The 13,384-nt window shown below is 57.3% G+C and carries 17 protein-coding genes and 1 pseudogene; 9 read left to right on the top strand and 9 right to left on the bottom strand.

Annotated features, from left to right (window positions below):
- Positions 1-2 precede the first annotated feature (2 nt).
- The gene (locus tag SynBIOSE41_RS07605) at positions 3-437 is read left to right on the top strand and encodes a 23S rRNA (pseudouridine(1915)-N(3))-methyltransferase RlmH (RefSeq protein ID WP_186540271.1); all 435 of its coding nucleotides are present in this window, start codon (positions 3-5) and stop codon (positions 435-437) included.
- Between the two features lie 38 nt (positions 438-475).
- Here SynBIOSE41_RS07605 and SynBIOSE41_RS07600 read toward each other — a convergent pair whose 3' ends face one another.
- From SynBIOSE41_RS07600 to SynBIOSE41_RS07590, 3 genes are read right to left on the bottom strand one after another with little or no spacing between them, the layout of a single operon-like run.
- The gene (locus SynBIOSE41_RS07600) at positions 476-1,135 is read right to left on the bottom strand and encodes a hypothetical protein (RefSeq protein ID WP_186540269.1); all 660 of its coding nucleotides are present in this window, start codon (positions 1,133-1,135) and stop codon (positions 476-478) included.
- A gap of 33 nt (positions 1,136-1,168) precedes the next feature.
- Positions 1,169-2,407 carry a YbfB/YjiJ family MFS transporter gene (locus SynBIOSE41_RS07595; protein WP_186540266.1) on the bottom strand — a complete coding sequence of 413 codons (1,239 nt, stop codon included), beginning with the start codon at positions 2,405-2,407 and terminating at the stop codon, positions 1,169-1,171.
- Between the two features lie 9 nt (positions 2,408-2,416).
- Entirely contained in the window at positions 2,417-2,809 is a 393-nt protein-coding gene (locus SynBIOSE41_RS07590) for a hypothetical protein (RefSeq protein WP_186540939.1), read from the bottom strand.
- A 99-nt stretch (positions 2,810-2,908) separates the two neighbouring features.
- Between SynBIOSE41_RS07590 and SynBIOSE41_RS07585 the strand changes: the two genes are divergently transcribed.
- The 4 genes from SynBIOSE41_RS07585 to SynBIOSE41_RS07570 all read left to right on the top strand — a co-directional run bounded on the left by SynBIOSE41_RS07585 (position 2,909) and on the right by SynBIOSE41_RS07570 (position 6,357).
- The gene (locus tag SynBIOSE41_RS07585) at positions 2,909-3,601 is read left to right on the top strand and encodes an SGNH/GDSL hydrolase family protein (RefSeq protein ID WP_186540264.1); all 693 of its coding nucleotides are present in this window, start codon (positions 2,909-2,911) and stop codon (positions 3,599-3,601) included.
- 73 nt (positions 3,602-3,674) lie between these two features.
- Positions 3,675-4,118: a LexA family transcriptional regulator gene (locus tag SynBIOSE41_RS07580; protein ID WP_066906419.1), complete on the top strand. Its 444-nt coding sequence runs from the start codon at positions 3,675-3,677 to the stop codon at positions 4,116-4,118.
- A 5-nt stretch (positions 4,119-4,123) separates the two neighbouring features.
- The gene (locus SynBIOSE41_RS07575) at positions 4,124-5,398 is read left to right on the top strand and encodes a Y-family DNA polymerase (RefSeq protein ID WP_186540262.1); all 1,275 of its coding nucleotides are present in this window, start codon (positions 4,124-4,126) and stop codon (positions 5,396-5,398) included.
- Positions 5,399-5,472: 74 nt separating this feature from the next.
- Entirely contained in the window at positions 5,473-6,357 is an 885-nt protein-coding gene (locus tag SynBIOSE41_RS07570) for a DUF481 domain-containing protein (RefSeq protein ID WP_255475999.1), read from the top strand.
- Positions 6,358-6,370: 13 nt separating this feature from the next.
- On the opposite strand, the gene SynBIOSE41_RS07565 is transcribed toward SynBIOSE41_RS07570, so the two are convergent.
- The 3 genes and pseudogenes from SynBIOSE41_RS07565 to SynBIOSE41_RS07550 all read right to left on the bottom strand — a co-directional run bounded on the left by SynBIOSE41_RS07565 (position 6,371) and on the right by SynBIOSE41_RS07550 (position 8,829).
- Positions 6,371-6,619: a hypothetical protein gene (locus tag SynBIOSE41_RS07565; protein WP_231857022.1), complete on the bottom strand. Its 249-nt coding sequence runs from the start codon at positions 6,617-6,619 to the stop codon at positions 6,371-6,373.
- Between the two features lie 204 nt (positions 6,620-6,823).
- Positions 6,824-8,197, bottom strand: a pseudogene (locus SynBIOSE41_RS18060) (sugar porter family MFS transporter).
- A 449-nt stretch (positions 8,198-8,646) separates the two neighbouring features.
- Positions 8,647-8,829: a hypothetical protein gene (locus SynBIOSE41_RS07550; RefSeq protein WP_066906425.1), complete on the bottom strand. Its 183-nt coding sequence runs from the start codon at positions 8,827-8,829 to the stop codon at positions 8,647-8,649.
- Between the two features lie 196 nt (positions 8,830-9,025).
- Here SynBIOSE41_RS07550 and SynBIOSE41_RS07545 point away from each other — a divergent pair, with 196 nt between their 5' ends.
- Positions 9,026-9,190 (top strand): hypothetical protein, encoded by a 165-nt coding sequence (locus SynBIOSE41_RS07545; RefSeq protein ID WP_186540258.1) that lies wholly within the window; start codon positions 9,026-9,028, stop codon positions 9,188-9,190.
- Between the two features lie 518 nt (positions 9,191-9,708).
- Positions 9,709-9,933, top strand: a complete 225-nt coding sequence (locus tag SynBIOSE41_RS07540) for a hypothetical protein (RefSeq protein WP_186540256.1) — start codon at positions 9,709-9,711, stop codon at positions 9,931-9,933.
- 120 nt (positions 9,934-10,053) lie between these two features.
- Here SynBIOSE41_RS07540 and SynBIOSE41_RS07535 read toward each other — a convergent pair whose 3' ends face one another.
- Positions 10,054-10,530, bottom strand: a complete 477-nt coding sequence (locus tag SynBIOSE41_RS07535; protein WP_186540254.1) for a hypothetical protein — start codon at positions 10,528-10,530, stop codon at positions 10,054-10,056.
- Positions 10,531-10,744: 214 nt separating this feature from the next.
- Here SynBIOSE41_RS07535 and SynBIOSE41_RS07530 point away from each other — a divergent pair, with 214 nt between their 5' ends.
- Positions 10,745-10,918: a hypothetical protein gene (locus tag SynBIOSE41_RS07530; protein ID WP_186541447.1), complete on the top strand. Its 174-nt coding sequence runs from the start codon at positions 10,745-10,747 to the stop codon at positions 10,916-10,918.
- A gap of 572 nt (positions 10,919-11,490) precedes the next feature.
- Here the strand turns inward: SynBIOSE41_RS07530 and SynBIOSE41_RS07525 are convergent.
- A complete protein-coding gene (locus tag SynBIOSE41_RS07525; RefSeq protein WP_186540252.1) occupies positions 11,491-11,895 on the bottom strand; it encodes a hypothetical protein in 405 nt (134 codons plus the stop codon).
- A 235-nt stretch (positions 11,896-12,130) separates the two neighbouring features.
- On the opposite strand from SynBIOSE41_RS07525, the gene SynBIOSE41_RS07520 reads away from it, so the two are divergent.
- Positions 12,131-12,289 (top strand): metallothionein, encoded by a 159-nt coding sequence (locus SynBIOSE41_RS07520; RefSeq protein WP_186540250.1) that lies wholly within the window; start codon positions 12,131-12,133, stop codon positions 12,287-12,289.
- A 900-nt stretch (positions 12,290-13,189) separates the two neighbouring features.
- On the opposite strand, the gene SynBIOSE41_RS07515 is transcribed toward SynBIOSE41_RS07520, so the two are convergent.
- Positions 13,190-13,360 (bottom strand): DUF4278 domain-containing protein, encoded by a 171-nt coding sequence (locus SynBIOSE41_RS07515; protein ID WP_074159291.1) that lies wholly within the window; start codon positions 13,358-13,360, stop codon positions 13,190-13,192.
- Between the last annotated feature and the right edge of the window lie 24 nt (positions 13,361-13,384).

The following is a 13,384-nucleotide window of genomic DNA, read 5'->3' as shown; positions in this document are numbered from 1 at the left end:
CCATGAACATCTCCCGCTGCCGCATCATCGCGGTCGGAAAAGTGCGCAAGCGCTGGGTTCAGGAAGGTGTGGAGCTCTACCTCAAACGGCTGCCTGGCCTGGGCGTCACCGAACTGCGTGACAGCAACCCTGAGAAGGAAGCGGAGGCGATCCGTCAGGCCCTGCGTAGCGATGAATGTCCGGTGCTGCTGATGGAGCAGGGCATCACCCTGACCTCTGTGGGCTTCGCTGATCGTTTGCGGGACTTGGGTTCTGAGCGTCTGGCGTTTGTGATTGGTGGCGCTGACGGCTTCACCGATGCACTCAAGAGCTCAGCCCGCTGGCAGCTGAGCCTTTCGCCAATGACGTTCCCCCATGAACTAGCCCGGCTGCTACTTCTTGAACAGCTCTACAGAGCACAGTCGATCCTTCAGGGCAGTCCCTATCACCGGGCATGACAGCCAAACCAAGGACGAACGCCCAGATGCCACGGCATTCAAGCCCCCACGGCAACCAGAGCCTCGGCCCAGGCATCACGGCATACCCACCACTTGAGGTATCCAAGCTGATGCACGTGAGGCAGCAGCTCAAGCATCATCGCAGCAGCTGCTGTCGCCGCCGGATCAGGCTGAGTCCTGGCCAGTCGATAGTTCGCGCAAAAAGCACCGAAGGTTCCTTTGCGAACTCCCCGCTGACGGTTGAGATGCTCCTGCAGCACAGGGTCGGTGCGATGGCCACTGATAGCGGTCTGCTCAGCTGATGCACCGAAATCCTGAGCACCCGGCAACAGATCCTCACCGGTGAATCCGCACACCTCACCTGAGGCCAGGGCCTCGAGATTGTCAGCATCAAAACCCTGAACCTGCTCATCGCCGCGCTTGGCCATCTCCTCTAGACAGATCTCAGCGATGTCCTGGTCGCGCCAGTCGAACAGGTCACCAACGCCGTTGGAACGCACAATGTCGACCATCTGACGCCGAAGCATGCGTTTGCAGGCTTCAGCCTGCAGTCGGTCTTGATCCGATAGCAAGGGCCTGCGGAGGGCCCATTCCGCATTCAGAAAAAACGCCGAGGTGGTCCCTTTTCGGTGGCCATTAGCACTCTGTTGAGACGTTCCCATGATCTGTTCGGGGGTCACACAGCGATCGTTCGTCATGGCTGTGAGCAAGCGCGATGACTTCCATATTCATCAGCTTTGGCTATTCGAAACGGATCGGCGAGAGGTCTGCAACAACTGCGCCAACAGCACGCATGCCATGAGTGCCACCCCAAGCCAGAGCAAGGTCTGCAAGCCCTTCGAGGCCATCGAGCTTGTTCCCATCGAGAAGATCACAAAACCGAGGCCATTGAGCGTGGTGAGTGTTGCCCAGCAACGTCTCTGCAACTCGGCCGGCACCAGGTCAGGCAGTCGATCGAGCGTGAGCGATGAGGTCATGATTGACCACCAACCGATCAAAAAAGCAGACAAAAGCAGCTGTTGTGGCGAGCGCGCCAACGCATAGATCCAGGCCCCCAATCCACCAACCATGGCCACTAAAGGGAGCAACAGTGCCGTTGGCCAGGCCCTGGGCAAACCCACCAACAGCAGTGAGGCCATCAGGCCGCCAAGTCCCATGGCGGAGAAGGAGGCACTGCTCATCGAGGCATCCATTCCGATGCGGCTCGAAGCCACGATCGGCTCATACAGCGCCATTGGCACCTGGGCCGCTCCCGTGAGAGCAAACGCGCAGGTGAGCGCAATCAACGGAAACCAGCCAATTGATCGCACACCGCTGTCAGCAATCGCCACCTGTTGTTCTTCTCCGCACTGTTCGTTGGCGCGCAAACGGCGGTGACCTCGATCGATCAGCCACAGGGTGGGGAGGGACAAAACCGTGGCGAAGCAAGCCAGCACTAGCCAAGCGCCTGCAGCCGAACTCGGAGCCAACCAGGCCACCGCACTGGCTCCCAGCAGAGCCACCAGTGCACCACCTCCCAACACCGTGGCGACCGCCTGGCGTTGATGACGAGCGGGAACGCCCGCGAGAGCCAGGCCTGGCAGACCGCTCATCAGATGTCCAGCGCCCCAGCCGGCCAACACCCTCAGACCACCCTCACCGAGTTGGCCACTCGGCACAGCCCCCAACCAGAGGCAAAGCACTCCGACAACCAATGCCAGCCGCAGGCTGCGCAGCAACTGGGCTTTGCCCTTCAGTTGCGCCTGATGCACACAGCCCAACAGGTAACCCACCATGTTGAGTGCGGCGAGTTCGCCGAGATCGGCCTGAGACATCCATTCCTGCACCACCATTTCCCGGCCGATCACGCCGAAGTCGGATCGGATCAATCCCAGACCGATGCCCAGTCCGCATGCGCCTGCCAGCACCCTGAGTCGATGAGGTTCTTGTGGCTGAAATGGCTCTAGTGAGCCTGCAGCGGACGGCGACATCACCACTGATCAGGCCGGCCAGGCGCTGAGCGCCACAGGCTCGAACTTGGCGATGCTCATGGTCCAGGCACGCCCACAGATGGCTTGAAGACTCGCCTGAAACGCCTCGGTGTCGCCACTGTTGAGCCAGTCAGCTTTGAGCCTGGGGAGATCCTCCGGCAGACACTCCATCGGCAATTCCACCAGCAGCAGACTCTCCACGCCGCAAGCCCGACGCAACGGTCCATCGTCACTGCGCTGCCACAGCCGCAGCAGCAGCTCCAGAGCCAGGGAATGGGCCACCTGGGTGGGCTGCTCCTGCGTGGCGGTTGGCGCACTCAGGGAACGCCCGGCAAGCGGCAGAGCCCTCTTCCCCTCCTGCTCGATCAAGGCGAGGGCAACGAGATATGGAGCAGCAGTCATCACGACAACCTCAGTGAGCGCATCCTCTCCGGTCAAGGCCGCAGTGGCGCCGAATCCGGATCATGGCTGAACTGAATTTGCGCAGACAACCTGCCATCCATGACAGCATCAGCTCAGGAAGCAAGAACCGTCCTCTGCTTTGGCGACTCCAACACCTGGGGATTCAATCCCGACGGTGGAGGACGGCTGCCCCATGACACGCGCTGGCCGAATCAGTTGGAGCAACAGCTGAACCGGCGTGCGTCCGGCAAAGCCTGGCGCACGATTGAGGACGGCCTCAATTCCCGCACCTGGCTGCTCGATGATCCCATCGGTGCCGCCAGGTATGGCGCGCAGTACAGCTGCAGCGGCCGCTCAGGCCTGATGACCTCTCTGCACAGCCACAAACCCATCGACGTTGTGATCCTGGCGCTGGGCTGCAACGACTGCAAGGACTATCTCAACCTGTCCGCCGAGCAGATCGCAGACGGCGCCCGCATCCTGATTCACGACATCCGCAGCGCGCTCAACTGTGGCCCGCGTGAGCGGCCCGACCAGCCCCCCTGCATTGTTCTGATGACCCCGCCCTTGGTGACGATCACTGCGCAGTCGCTGAACTGGGGGTTCGCTGGAGCTGACACGAAATCCCAGGCATTAGCCAGACGCTATCTCCAGCTCGCCGATGAACTGGAGCTGCTCGCTTTCGATGTTCAGACCGTGGCGACGGCCTCATCCCTGGATGGCATCCATTTCGACAGCCAGGCCCAGTCCGCGATTGCTTCAGGCCTTGCCGATCTCATCGCCCAAATCTGAGCGGCGCACCCAGAACAACCGCTATAGAACATTTGTACTATTCTAGGCGTGTTGGTTTATTGGCCCCATGGCAATGGAGATCGATCGCTCCTTTCTCCAGCCACCACAACCCCTGCGCCCCCAGCGAACGCCAAGGCAGCTGCCACTGGCGGGAGAGCGGGTGGCCGCTGGCTTTCCCTCCCCGGCAGAGGACTACGTGGACGTGGGGATCGACCTCAACGACCAATTGATCCGTCATCCCACCAGCACCTTCTTCCTGCGTGTCAGCGGAGACTCCATGACCGGTGCCGGCATTCATGACGGCGACCTTCTGGTCGTGGACCGCAGCCTTAACCCCTGTCCCGGACGAGTGGTGGTGGCCGTTCTCGACGGCGGCTTCACCCTCAAACGCCTGATGCGCCATCAGGGCCGGCTGCGCCTGGAAGCGGCCAATCCCAGCTATCCACCTCTCGATCTGCAGTCCTGCGACGACGTGCAGATCTGGGGGGTCGCCATCCATGTGATTCACCCCCTCTGAACGCCATGGCTCAGGTCACCGCCCTCATCGACGCCAACAACTTCTATGCCTCCTGCGAGCAGAGCCTCGATCCAGCCCTGATCGGCCGCCCCGTGGTGGTGCTCTCCAACAACGACGGCTGCATCGTGGCCCGCAGCGCCGAAGCCCGTGCACTCGGCATTGCCATGGGTACGCCGTATTTCAAGGCCAAGCAGACGCTGGAACGCTGCGGAGTGGTGGTGCGCAGTTCCAACTACGCCCTCTACGCCGACATGAGCCAACGGCTGATGAGCCTCCTGGAAAGTCAGGTGGAGGAACTGGAGGTGTATTCCATCGATGAAGCATTCGCTCGCATCAGTCGTCCAGCGGCAGCGGATCTGCGGCCCTGGGGACGGCAACTGCGTGCCCTGGTCCGTCGCAATCTGGGGCTGCCGATCGCCATCGGTCTGGGAGCCAGCAAAGGCCAGGCGAAGCTGGCGAACCGTCTGGCCAAGGTGGAGGCAGGCCATGCAGGCCTGTTCGACCTTGGGCACTGCAGCCATCGGGACCACTGGCTGGAAACGATCGCCATCGAAGACGTGTGGGGGATCGGGCGCAAACTGGCCTACTGGTGCCGATTGCGTGGTGTGCGCAACGCCCGGGAACTGCGGGACATGGCCAGCGGACCACTACGGGCCAAGGCAGGTGTGGTCGGCCTGCGTCTGCAGAGGGAACTCCAGGGGCATGCCTGTCTCCCCCTCGACCTGGCCCCATCCCCGAAACAGGAAACCTGTGTCAGCAGAAGTTTCAGTCGACCGATCACGTCCCTGGTGGAGCTGAGAGAAGCCGTGGCGACCTACGTGGTGCGCGCCGCGGAAAAGCTGCGCAAACAGCAGCAACGCGCCGCATCCCTGAGCGTTTACACCCGCACCAGCCCATTCGTGCCAGCCTTCTACAGCCGCAGCGCCAGCACCCAGCTGGACCTCCCCAGCAACGACACCCAGACGCTGCTGAACGCAGCGTTACCACTGGTGGAACGGATCTTTCAGCCAAACCGTCAGCTCGCCAAGGCCGGCGTCCTGATGGAGCATCTGCAGGACACGGAGCAACTGCAGCACCACTTGCTGGTGCCGTGCAGTGCAGCGAACCTGCAACGGCGGGACACCCTGATGAACACCATTGATGGCCTCAACCGCCGCTATGGACGAGGCACCGTGCAGTGGGCAGCCTGCGGCCTGCATTCCAGCTGGTCCATGCGACGGGAACGCCTGGGCCGGGCAGCCACCACACGCCTGAGTGACGTGCCGGTGGTCAAGACCTGAACAGCAGACACGGGGTTGTATGAAAAAATCTGGCCTTTAGAGACGAAAGGGTTGTGTTGCGGCGAATCCCGATCATGACTGCGGGGCTTGTCCTGCTGGGAGCCCAAGCGACTTTCGCCGAGCAGGTCACCCTCAAGCTGAGCAACGGCGACACCCTGCACGGAGAACTCATCCCATCCGAAAGCACAGACACCACAACGGTGCTGCAGCACCCGGTGCTGGGACGGTTGAGCATTCCGAAAACGGCGCTGATGCCCGAACCCAAGCCGAAACCATGGAAGCTGAGTCTTTCCAGCGGAATCACGGGATCCAACACCGACAACGATCTCTCCGCCGGGGGAACAGCGCAGCTCGACACCAGCTACAGCGCAGGCGCCGACAAGGTGTCGTTGAAAGTGAGTGCCCAATACGAGGTGTCCCGTGACGAGGGAGAGAGCGGCAATACAACAGACACAAATGAGGGCGATGCCGAGCTGCGCTACATCCGCAACCTGAACAGCCGCCTGCACGCCTATGCAGGTGCGCGCTTCAATTACGACACACTGAACTTCACCGGTACCGATGTTTTTGAAAGCTCGATTGGTCTTGGCTACGACCTGATCAAGACTCCAAAAACACGACTCACCGTGTCCCTCGGTCCCTCGATCGAGACGATCTGGGGAGGAGATGGCTGCCTCGCAGATCCGGTCTGCGGCGAGACATTCGCAGCATCAACGGCCAGAGCTGAGCTGGAGTGGAAGCCCAGCTCAGCCGCCAGTCTCACGCTGACCAACACCTATACCGGGGCTTACGTCAACGGGATCTCAACCAACAACATCTTTTCCATCGCGTTGAAGGTTTTCCCCATGAACAATCAGCGCCTGTTCACATCCCTGAACGGTCAGACGATCTACAACGAACTGCGCAGTCCGAAAGTGAACAACAGCATCTCGATGCAGGTGGGCGTGAAGCTGGATTGAGACTGAGCGGACATCATTGAGGCGACTCCGGCCAGATGGTTATGCATTGCGGGTCTCTCGAGAGTGCAGCGGATTTTGCCCGCTCTGTTTCTTCTGAATCGAGGTAGTGCGCCGTCAGCAGCAGCATCAGACGCTTCAGAGCCTTCCTTCCCTGATCGGCAGTGATCCACCCCAATCCGTAGTAGGTGCAAGTGGCATCAAGCCATCCCTTGGCTTCACCCTGCAATCTGAGTTCCAGATCATCCATGGCCGGAATAGCCATCACCGGAGAATGCAAAAGACAGGAAGCAGCAGCGAGAGCGATGAAAAAACGATGCACTGAACAACAACAGCTCAAGACATCCTGACGACTCAGGCCAAGCGTGTTCTCAAAATGGTGCACTCAGAAGTCCGCGTTGCACGGAACAACAGTTGCGGAACAAACCGCAACAACTGAACTGCAAAGAAACTGATCTGTCGAAAATGATCAACCCATCTGTTCAAGTTCGCGACCGCGGTTTTCTCGCAGCGCAAACAGGACATAAATGAACGAGATCAAGCTGAACACAGCAAAGCAGGCGAATGGAAGCGATGGTCCTGCATGCTTGAGCCAAAGAGGAAAGCTCAGGGAAATCAGAATCGTGGCCAACCATTTGGCAGTGACAGAAACACCGAGGGCTTTTTCACGAATGCGGTTGCTGAACAACTCACCAAGCAGAATCCAGAGCACGGGACCCCAGGAACAGCCGAATGAGAACACAAACAAATTCACCGCAATCATCACCACAACAGTTGAAGAAACGCAGAGCGAATCAGGACCCTGCGGCATCCCAAGACCTCTGAGCCCGATGGACAATGCCAGCAGGCTCAAGGTCATCCCGGCGGAACCGATCAGAAGGAGCTGTTTGCAGCCCAGTCGATCCACAAGCAACATCGTGATGAATGTGGCAAGCAGATTGTCGGCTGCTGTCACCACACTCCATCCGAGACTGACTTCTGGCGAAAAACCAATCGATCGCCAGATCAGAGTTGAGTAATAAAAAACGGCATTGATGCCATTGAATTGCTGAGAACAGGCCAGAACGATTCCACTCCAGACAACCGGTAAAGCAAGGACCTGTCAGAGGCCAATGGCATCTGTTTGCTGAGAACCTTTCACTTTCACCGCCAATGAATTCTGAACCTGCAGCACCAGACGGTGAGGATCAGAGACACCGCAAACACTGAACACCCTGCGAGCCTGCTCAAGCCGACCTTCACGCACCAACACCCGTGGACTCTCCGGAACCCGTGGCAGCAGAAGCAGATAAAGCAGTGCTCCGGAGAACAGCATCCAGCGCCAGAGTTCCATCGATCCGAGACGCTGGACAGGCTCAGCACCAGGCACAGCAAGAGCGAGCAACGCCTCGAACACCAGGGCGAGCAGAATCCCCAGTCCAATGGCGCAATACATGACACTGCCGATCCGGCCACGCATGCTGGCTGGAGCAATTTCAGTGAGATAGGCCGGAACCACAACGCTGGCGAGGCCAATGCCGATCCCACCGAGCAGTCGCCACAGAAACAGTGAGGGCATCGCGCTGCTGAGCGCTGAGCCGATGAAGGAGCCCATGAAGGCCAACGCTGCCAACTGCATTCCCGGCACCCTGCCGATGGAAGCTGTCATTCGGGTACTGAACAGAACCGTGAGCACAGCTCCTATCGGAGCAGCCGCAACAACAAGGCCCAGATGCGCCGGAGTCAAACCCAAGCTGACGCGAAGCGGATCTGCTGCTCCATTGACAATGACCTCGGCGTACCCGAAAAGGAAGCCGCCCAGAGCAGCGGAGATGACAGGCCAAAGAATCGACAATGCAGCCATGGCCATGGCTCAGTCCCCACCGCAGTTATCAAACTGATCACAAAACGGGCCAGAGACAACGTTGTCGTTTGGGTGCATCAACAAACGACGGGAATCATCATTCTCTGGGGACGGGGAGCCAGACAGAAGCGAAGGATGTGCAAACTCGGTGAAATGCCTCCGGGTGCCATGCGCGATTTCACCGTTGTCACAACAGATCAACGGCTGAAAAAAGACAACAAAAATGAAGATGTCCACGACTGCCAACGCTGATTGAATAGCGTCATTAGTGATCGTGCAGATCACAATCCAAACATTGGAGAATAAAACAAGAGTGCATATTGCCAGAAACTTGAATCCCCTGGCTTGATTTCAAATGATGGGTTGAACAACAGGTAAGCGAACGCGTTGGATGCTTTGCTAACGCGAGGGACGGCCCAACTCAGGCAGGAGAAGCAACAGCGAAGCGTTTAAGCCGTGAGCTGGAGAGATTGCTCAGCCAGAGCTCGGAAAATCTCCTGCTTCTTGCATTCAAGAAAATCCTGCTCATTGGGATCACCTCCGGGCCAGTTGCGCAACGCATCACAGGTGGTCTTGTATTCCAACCGCAGAGCGTTCAAGTCGTACGAGAAGGTGGCGACAGGCTCGTTCATGGGAAACACGAAGGGATGAAGAAATTATTACAAGTTTTCATGCCGCCTTGACGTAGCAGCAGCAACAGTATCCACTTTTCGCGGGAACGTTAGACAGCAGCTGATCTGTTCGCGAGCCGCAACTGTGCGGATATCTCGATCACGGACAACAACCGGATTTAGCGATGGTTTCGATGTTCTTCAACTGCTGGTTCTGATGACTTACGAAATCCGCAACTGGGCCGTGATCGCTGCGGCCATGGAAAAGCAAGGCGCCACTGACAGCCAGATGTATCGACGTGCAAAAGCAATGGCCAACGGCGGCATTGACCCGATGCCGACAAGCTATCCGGCAGCTCCCTACAGCATCTCAGTGGCCTGAACGCTCCCGAGACAATGCTGATCCTGGGGGAGGCTGGACAATCAGACCTCCCTTTTTTGATGGGTCCACACCACTGAGCGGAGCCGGTCATGCGCTCCTCGGCATCGATTCAGAGGCATCTGGTGATCAAGCCCATCTGAATTGATCACGTCGGTTCGCGCCACTCCAGCAATCAGCCGCCGACTGTTCTGCGAGAAAACCGCAGAAAACAGGTCTGATTTGCTGCTGAGTCGAAGTGCACGGAGGGGCCGACCTGGGTTACACCGGAAAGAACCGCTTTTGGTGCTATGCCGTCAATCGACAAGAACGCAACGCAACAGAAGAAAGCCGAAGCGCCAAAACCCCTGACGCTCCTGGCCCGTCCCGTGTATCCGGGAACACGCGGAACACCTCACTCCAACAGCTGAAGGACGACCACTCAGCTTCAAATCGCTGGCATCCGAAGGGCTCAAAACATCAGCCCTTCAGATGCCATCAACACGCACTGGAGCCATGATTGAACCAGGACACGTGGCGGCATGAATGACAGCGACACCACTGACTCCTGGATCCATATCGAACAATTCAGCGAAAAGCACTCCTGGAGGCAAACCTGGATCTTTCTGGGTGGTGCAGTGGTGGTGTTTGCTTTCGCACTGCTCTATGAGATCGACAAAGACCTGAATTGCAAGTCTGATCAGGTTTCGATCAACTCTTTGACACAGACACAAGCCATAACCCTTCACAACGCCATCAAAAAGTGATCAACTCAGCAATCCTGACGGGTAGTTCTCGTCTACAGAACAACAGATCTGGCCATTAAGAGAGAGATTAAACAGTCAAGAAAAGATTATATTTGCATTTAAAAACCCACCAACATAGCCTTACAGAACGTCCTGAACAGCTTTTAAAGCGGCTTGCTGGATTTGGAAAATATAGTTTTCGTTCAAAGCGAGAGTATCCTTGGTCATCAGAATCTCGAGCTGCATTAGCTGCTGATAGTGGGGGTGCCGGCAGAGCTCAAAAATGAAATCGAGCTGATCCGGGCTGCAAGTCTCGGCATACACCTTGATGTAATCCTGCTCAACCTCATTCCAGCTGAAAAGCTGACCGATCGCACGTGTCGCGGCCACCTCCAGACGTTGGCGAACAATGGATGTCAACTGACTTCCAGCACCCATCTTGAAAACGGTTTGCGCCCCCAGGTCGCGCCCAGGAGTGAAACGCTCTTCAAGCTTTTGGCAACGCATCACAGCCTGAATACGACGCTCCTGTTCCTGCGCATGAGACGGATTGACACCGGCAAAGAGAATCGACACGATCACAACCAGCAGCTGACGCCTGCGGAAAAGAACGTTCAAGAAGGGTGAATCAGCATCACGGCAACGAGTTTGACCGCTCAAGCCAAGCCAAGCTTGAACAAGCCTTGGACAACGGGGTCTGTATCCAGAGACAGATGTCTTGTTCAACCTGATTCGAAGATGTCAGCACAAATGACACGGCACGCGCTTTTGGCACAACCAACAACAGATGCACGCCCTTAAGGTTTTCTCAATAATTATTTGATTGTCTCTTTTGCAGTTCACGAATTCACCTCTAGGGCCCCGGCAGACGACTGCTGACCCTGTCAATCTCTACACCGAACGCCTGAATGGACGCATGGCCATGCTGGGGTTGGCCATCGGGGTCACCGTTGAAGCAGTGACCGGCAAAGGAATCCTCGATCAGGTGTTGGGTCTGTTCAGTTGACCCCAATGGGTTGAATTCCCGATGCTCTTCGACGGTCCATGAGCTACGACTGAAGCATCGGTACGTTGAGCATGACCGAACTCTTCAGCAATCCATCTTCAGGTCGTTCTTCAGATGTCTTGATTCATCTTTCCGAGTGGCTCGCGATGATCTGCATGCAGACGCTTCTGACCCTCGCTTTGTGGCCACTGAAATTGATGTACAAGCGTCCAAGGCCTGAAGAATCGTGGCCAGCCTGGCACGCCAACCAGAAACTCTGCCGGACTGACCAGCGCTACTGCTGAGCAATCATCAAGAGGGGTCCCAACAACAGCCCTAAATGATCACGGTGAAAGCTGATTCAAGCGTTGGCCAGAAGAGACCACTCTTCTCTTCACAGAAGGCCTGGCGTCAGCGCAGAGCCTGGATCGGGCGCTAAAAGATCAACAACCTGGTGCAGGCAGTGGTCGACAGAACCCTGTTCATTCAGCGAGCTGGTGAGACTGTCGACAACACTGCGCTTCAGAGGTGGGCATCTCCAATGTCACCCGAGTTGAGCAACAACACATCACCCGAAAGAGGGATTCATCAGTTCAAGCAGAGGGAGTTGAGTTGGCGAGAATTTCACAGGTTCCGGTCACAGGAGGTGCTCCCAACCCGGGGATATCACTGGTGAGTGCTCCGGTTGAACGGTCCAAGACATTGAAAAGGTATGACCCTGTGTGGGGCAGCTCCTTGCCAAAACGAACTTTTGCGCTGGTGAATTCAGCTGGATATTCAGTGCTGCTCAGGAATGAAGGCTGGTAAGTCCATGCTTTACCAGCCTCCTCGTCGAGGGTGATCTCCCAGAAAGTTCGGTTCACTCCAGACACATCGCAGCGCAGATAGACCTGATCGGCCTTGGCAAAGTTGATCCATCCTTCCATTGCTGAAAGCGCAGCTGCAGCAAACAGCCCGCCAACAGCAGAACCAACGACAACCCGACGCAGACAGACCATTCATCGAAACAAGTTGGAGCAAGACTCTTTGATCCAGACGCAGAACACATCCCCCCAGCGAGCGATCGTGCATCCTGGCGATCAGTAAAAATCCTGAACTTGCTGAAGAGCCAGAGCCCTGGCAAGCGGGTGAATGGCCACTGCACTGAGGTGATGGACTGGAGACGAGCACCCATTTGGGGGATGAGTCCGGACACAACCCGTCGTAGAAAGGATTGACTAAAGAGGACTGCTTATGTCGATCCCAACCCCAACCTGCGCCTGTGAGCCCTGCGATTGCACGATTGCTCCCCAAACAGCTGTCGAAAAAGACGGCAAGCTGTTTTGCTCTCAGCCTTGCGCTGATGGACATGCCGGAGGGGATCAGTGCTGCAGCAGCTGCGAGTGCTGCTGATTTCTGACCACACGCTTTGAATAAACCAGGCCCCGCCCGATCGAGTGGGGTTTTTTGTTTGTCCTTGCAAAGACCGTCATCAGCGCACAGGAGCACTGATGGACAAAAGGGCTTGCAGCTGCGCATGGCGGCTGGCGTCCATGGCGAGCAGCCTGTCGAACGCTTCATTGGCACGCTGCATCTGGAGTCGCGACCACCTCAGCTCACAATTTTCGATCCAGGCCAGTCGGACCTCTCCCCAACGGATAACGGGCAGATATCAAGGGTGCGATAACCGCGAATGATCAGGATCTCAGCAGCAGATGCCTTGGCCGAGAATGCAAGCCTTGCCCTGGCAAGCAGCTTGATTGCTGTTGATCAAAGCTGTCTCGGATCTCGCCTGCTTCCGAATCAGGGCACGCCATTCCCACTATTGAAGCTTTTCTCAGCGAAGGCAATGCGCGATTCGACTGATGCCCAAAGCACCACAGCGGGTGGATAGTAAGGCCACGCAACCGGAGGAACCAAACATGGTCGATACTCCACCTGAGCAGATCGAAGAAGCAGACTGACTTCTGGCCCCTGCTCCAACAGTTTCAACAATGACCTGGGTTGGTCGATTGGTTAGGTACACATCAGAGACGTCACGCCAATCGCCGCTTCGTTTGCACCGCCTGAGGTGCCCCAGAAGGAAACAACCCGACACCTAGAGCGATGGCCCCAGGGCGCCTCTAGCCAGAAGCTTCGACCCCTTCCTATCTCCACAAGCGAAGGGTTGAACAATGCACAAACGAGCGAGTTAGGCCGTCTTTCCAGCGGGAAGGGCGGCCTTCCTCTTTGTGGACCAACCCGCGTTGTGACATCAGACTTCGACAAAAAAAGCCTCGCCGAGGCGAGGCCACATACCAAAGCGATGTTGGATTACCTGGCGTAGGAAACACCGCGATAGGCAAGCTTGGGATGAAGGTCCCGCGCTGCCTGCCTGCGACGGGCGTTGTAGTGCTCGCGCCGGTAGGTGAGTTCAACACTCTGCTTTGGAACAGCAGTGTGATGAGGGGTGTAGGTCTGACCTCTGTAGATAAGAGCTGTCATGAATGGTTCCTCGAAGCAAGTTCA

The organism is Synechococcus sp. BIOS-E4-1, assembly GCF_014279995.1.
In the GTDB taxonomy this organism is placed as follows: domain Bacteria; phylum Cyanobacteriota; class Cyanobacteriia; order PCC-6307; family Cyanobiaceae; genus Synechococcus_C.
The sequence above is the reverse complement of the archived record's forward strand: the minus strand, read 5'-3'. Positions and strand labels throughout refer to the sequence as shown.

Coding starts and splice junctions, on each gene's coding strand:
- SynBIOSE41_RS07605 (WP_186540271.1), top strand. CDS start 3: ATGAACATCTCCCGCTGCCGCATCATCGCGGTCGGAAAAGTGCGCAAG.
- SynBIOSE41_RS07600 (WP_186540269.1), bottom strand. CDS start 1,135: ATGACGAACGATCGCTGTGTGACCCCCGAACAGATCATGGGAACGTCT.
- SynBIOSE41_RS07595 (WP_186540266.1), bottom strand. CDS start 2,407: ATGTCGCCGTCCGCTGCAGGCTCACTAGAGCCATTTCAGCCACAAGAA.
- SynBIOSE41_RS07590 (WP_186540939.1), bottom strand. CDS start 2,809: ATGACTGCTGCTCCATATCTCGTTGCCCTCGCCTTGATCGAGCAGGAG.
- SynBIOSE41_RS07585 (WP_186540264.1), top strand. CDS start 2,909: ATGACAGCATCAGCTCAGGAAGCAAGAACCGTCCTCTGCTTTGGCGAC.
- SynBIOSE41_RS07580 (WP_066906419.1), top strand. CDS start 3,675: ATGGAGATCGATCGCTCCTTTCTCCAGCCACCACAACCCCTGCGCCCC.
- SynBIOSE41_RS07575 (WP_186540262.1), top strand. CDS start 4,124: ATGGCTCAGGTCACCGCCCTCATCGACGCCAACAACTTCTATGCCTCC.
- SynBIOSE41_RS07570 (WP_255475999.1), top strand. CDS start 5,473: ATGACTGCGGGGCTTGTCCTGCTGGGAGCCCAAGCGACTTTCGCCGAG.
- SynBIOSE41_RS07565 (WP_231857022.1), bottom strand. CDS start 6,619: ATGGCTATTCCGGCCATGGATGATCTGGAACTCAGATTGCAGGGTGAA.
- SynBIOSE41_RS07550 (WP_066906425.1), bottom strand. CDS start 8,829: ATGAACGAGCCTGTCGCCACCTTCTCGTACGACTTGAACGCTCTGCGG.
- SynBIOSE41_RS07545 (WP_186540258.1), top strand. CDS start 9,026: ATGACTTACGAAATCCGCAACTGGGCCGTGATCGCTGCGGCCATGGAA.
- SynBIOSE41_RS07540 (WP_186540256.1), top strand. CDS start 9,709: ATGAATGACAGCGACACCACTGACTCCTGGATCCATATCGAACAATTC.
- SynBIOSE41_RS07525 (WP_186540252.1), bottom strand. CDS start 11,895: ATGGTCTGTCTGCGTCGGGTTGTCGTTGGTTCTGCTGTTGGCGGGCTG.
- SynBIOSE41_RS07520 (WP_186540250.1), top strand. CDS start 12,131: ATGTCGATCCCAACCCCAACCTGCGCCTGTGAGCCCTGCGATTGCACG.
- SynBIOSE41_RS07515 (WP_074159291.1), bottom strand. CDS start 13,360: ATGACAGCTCTTATCTACAGAGGTCAGACCTACACCCCTCATCACACT.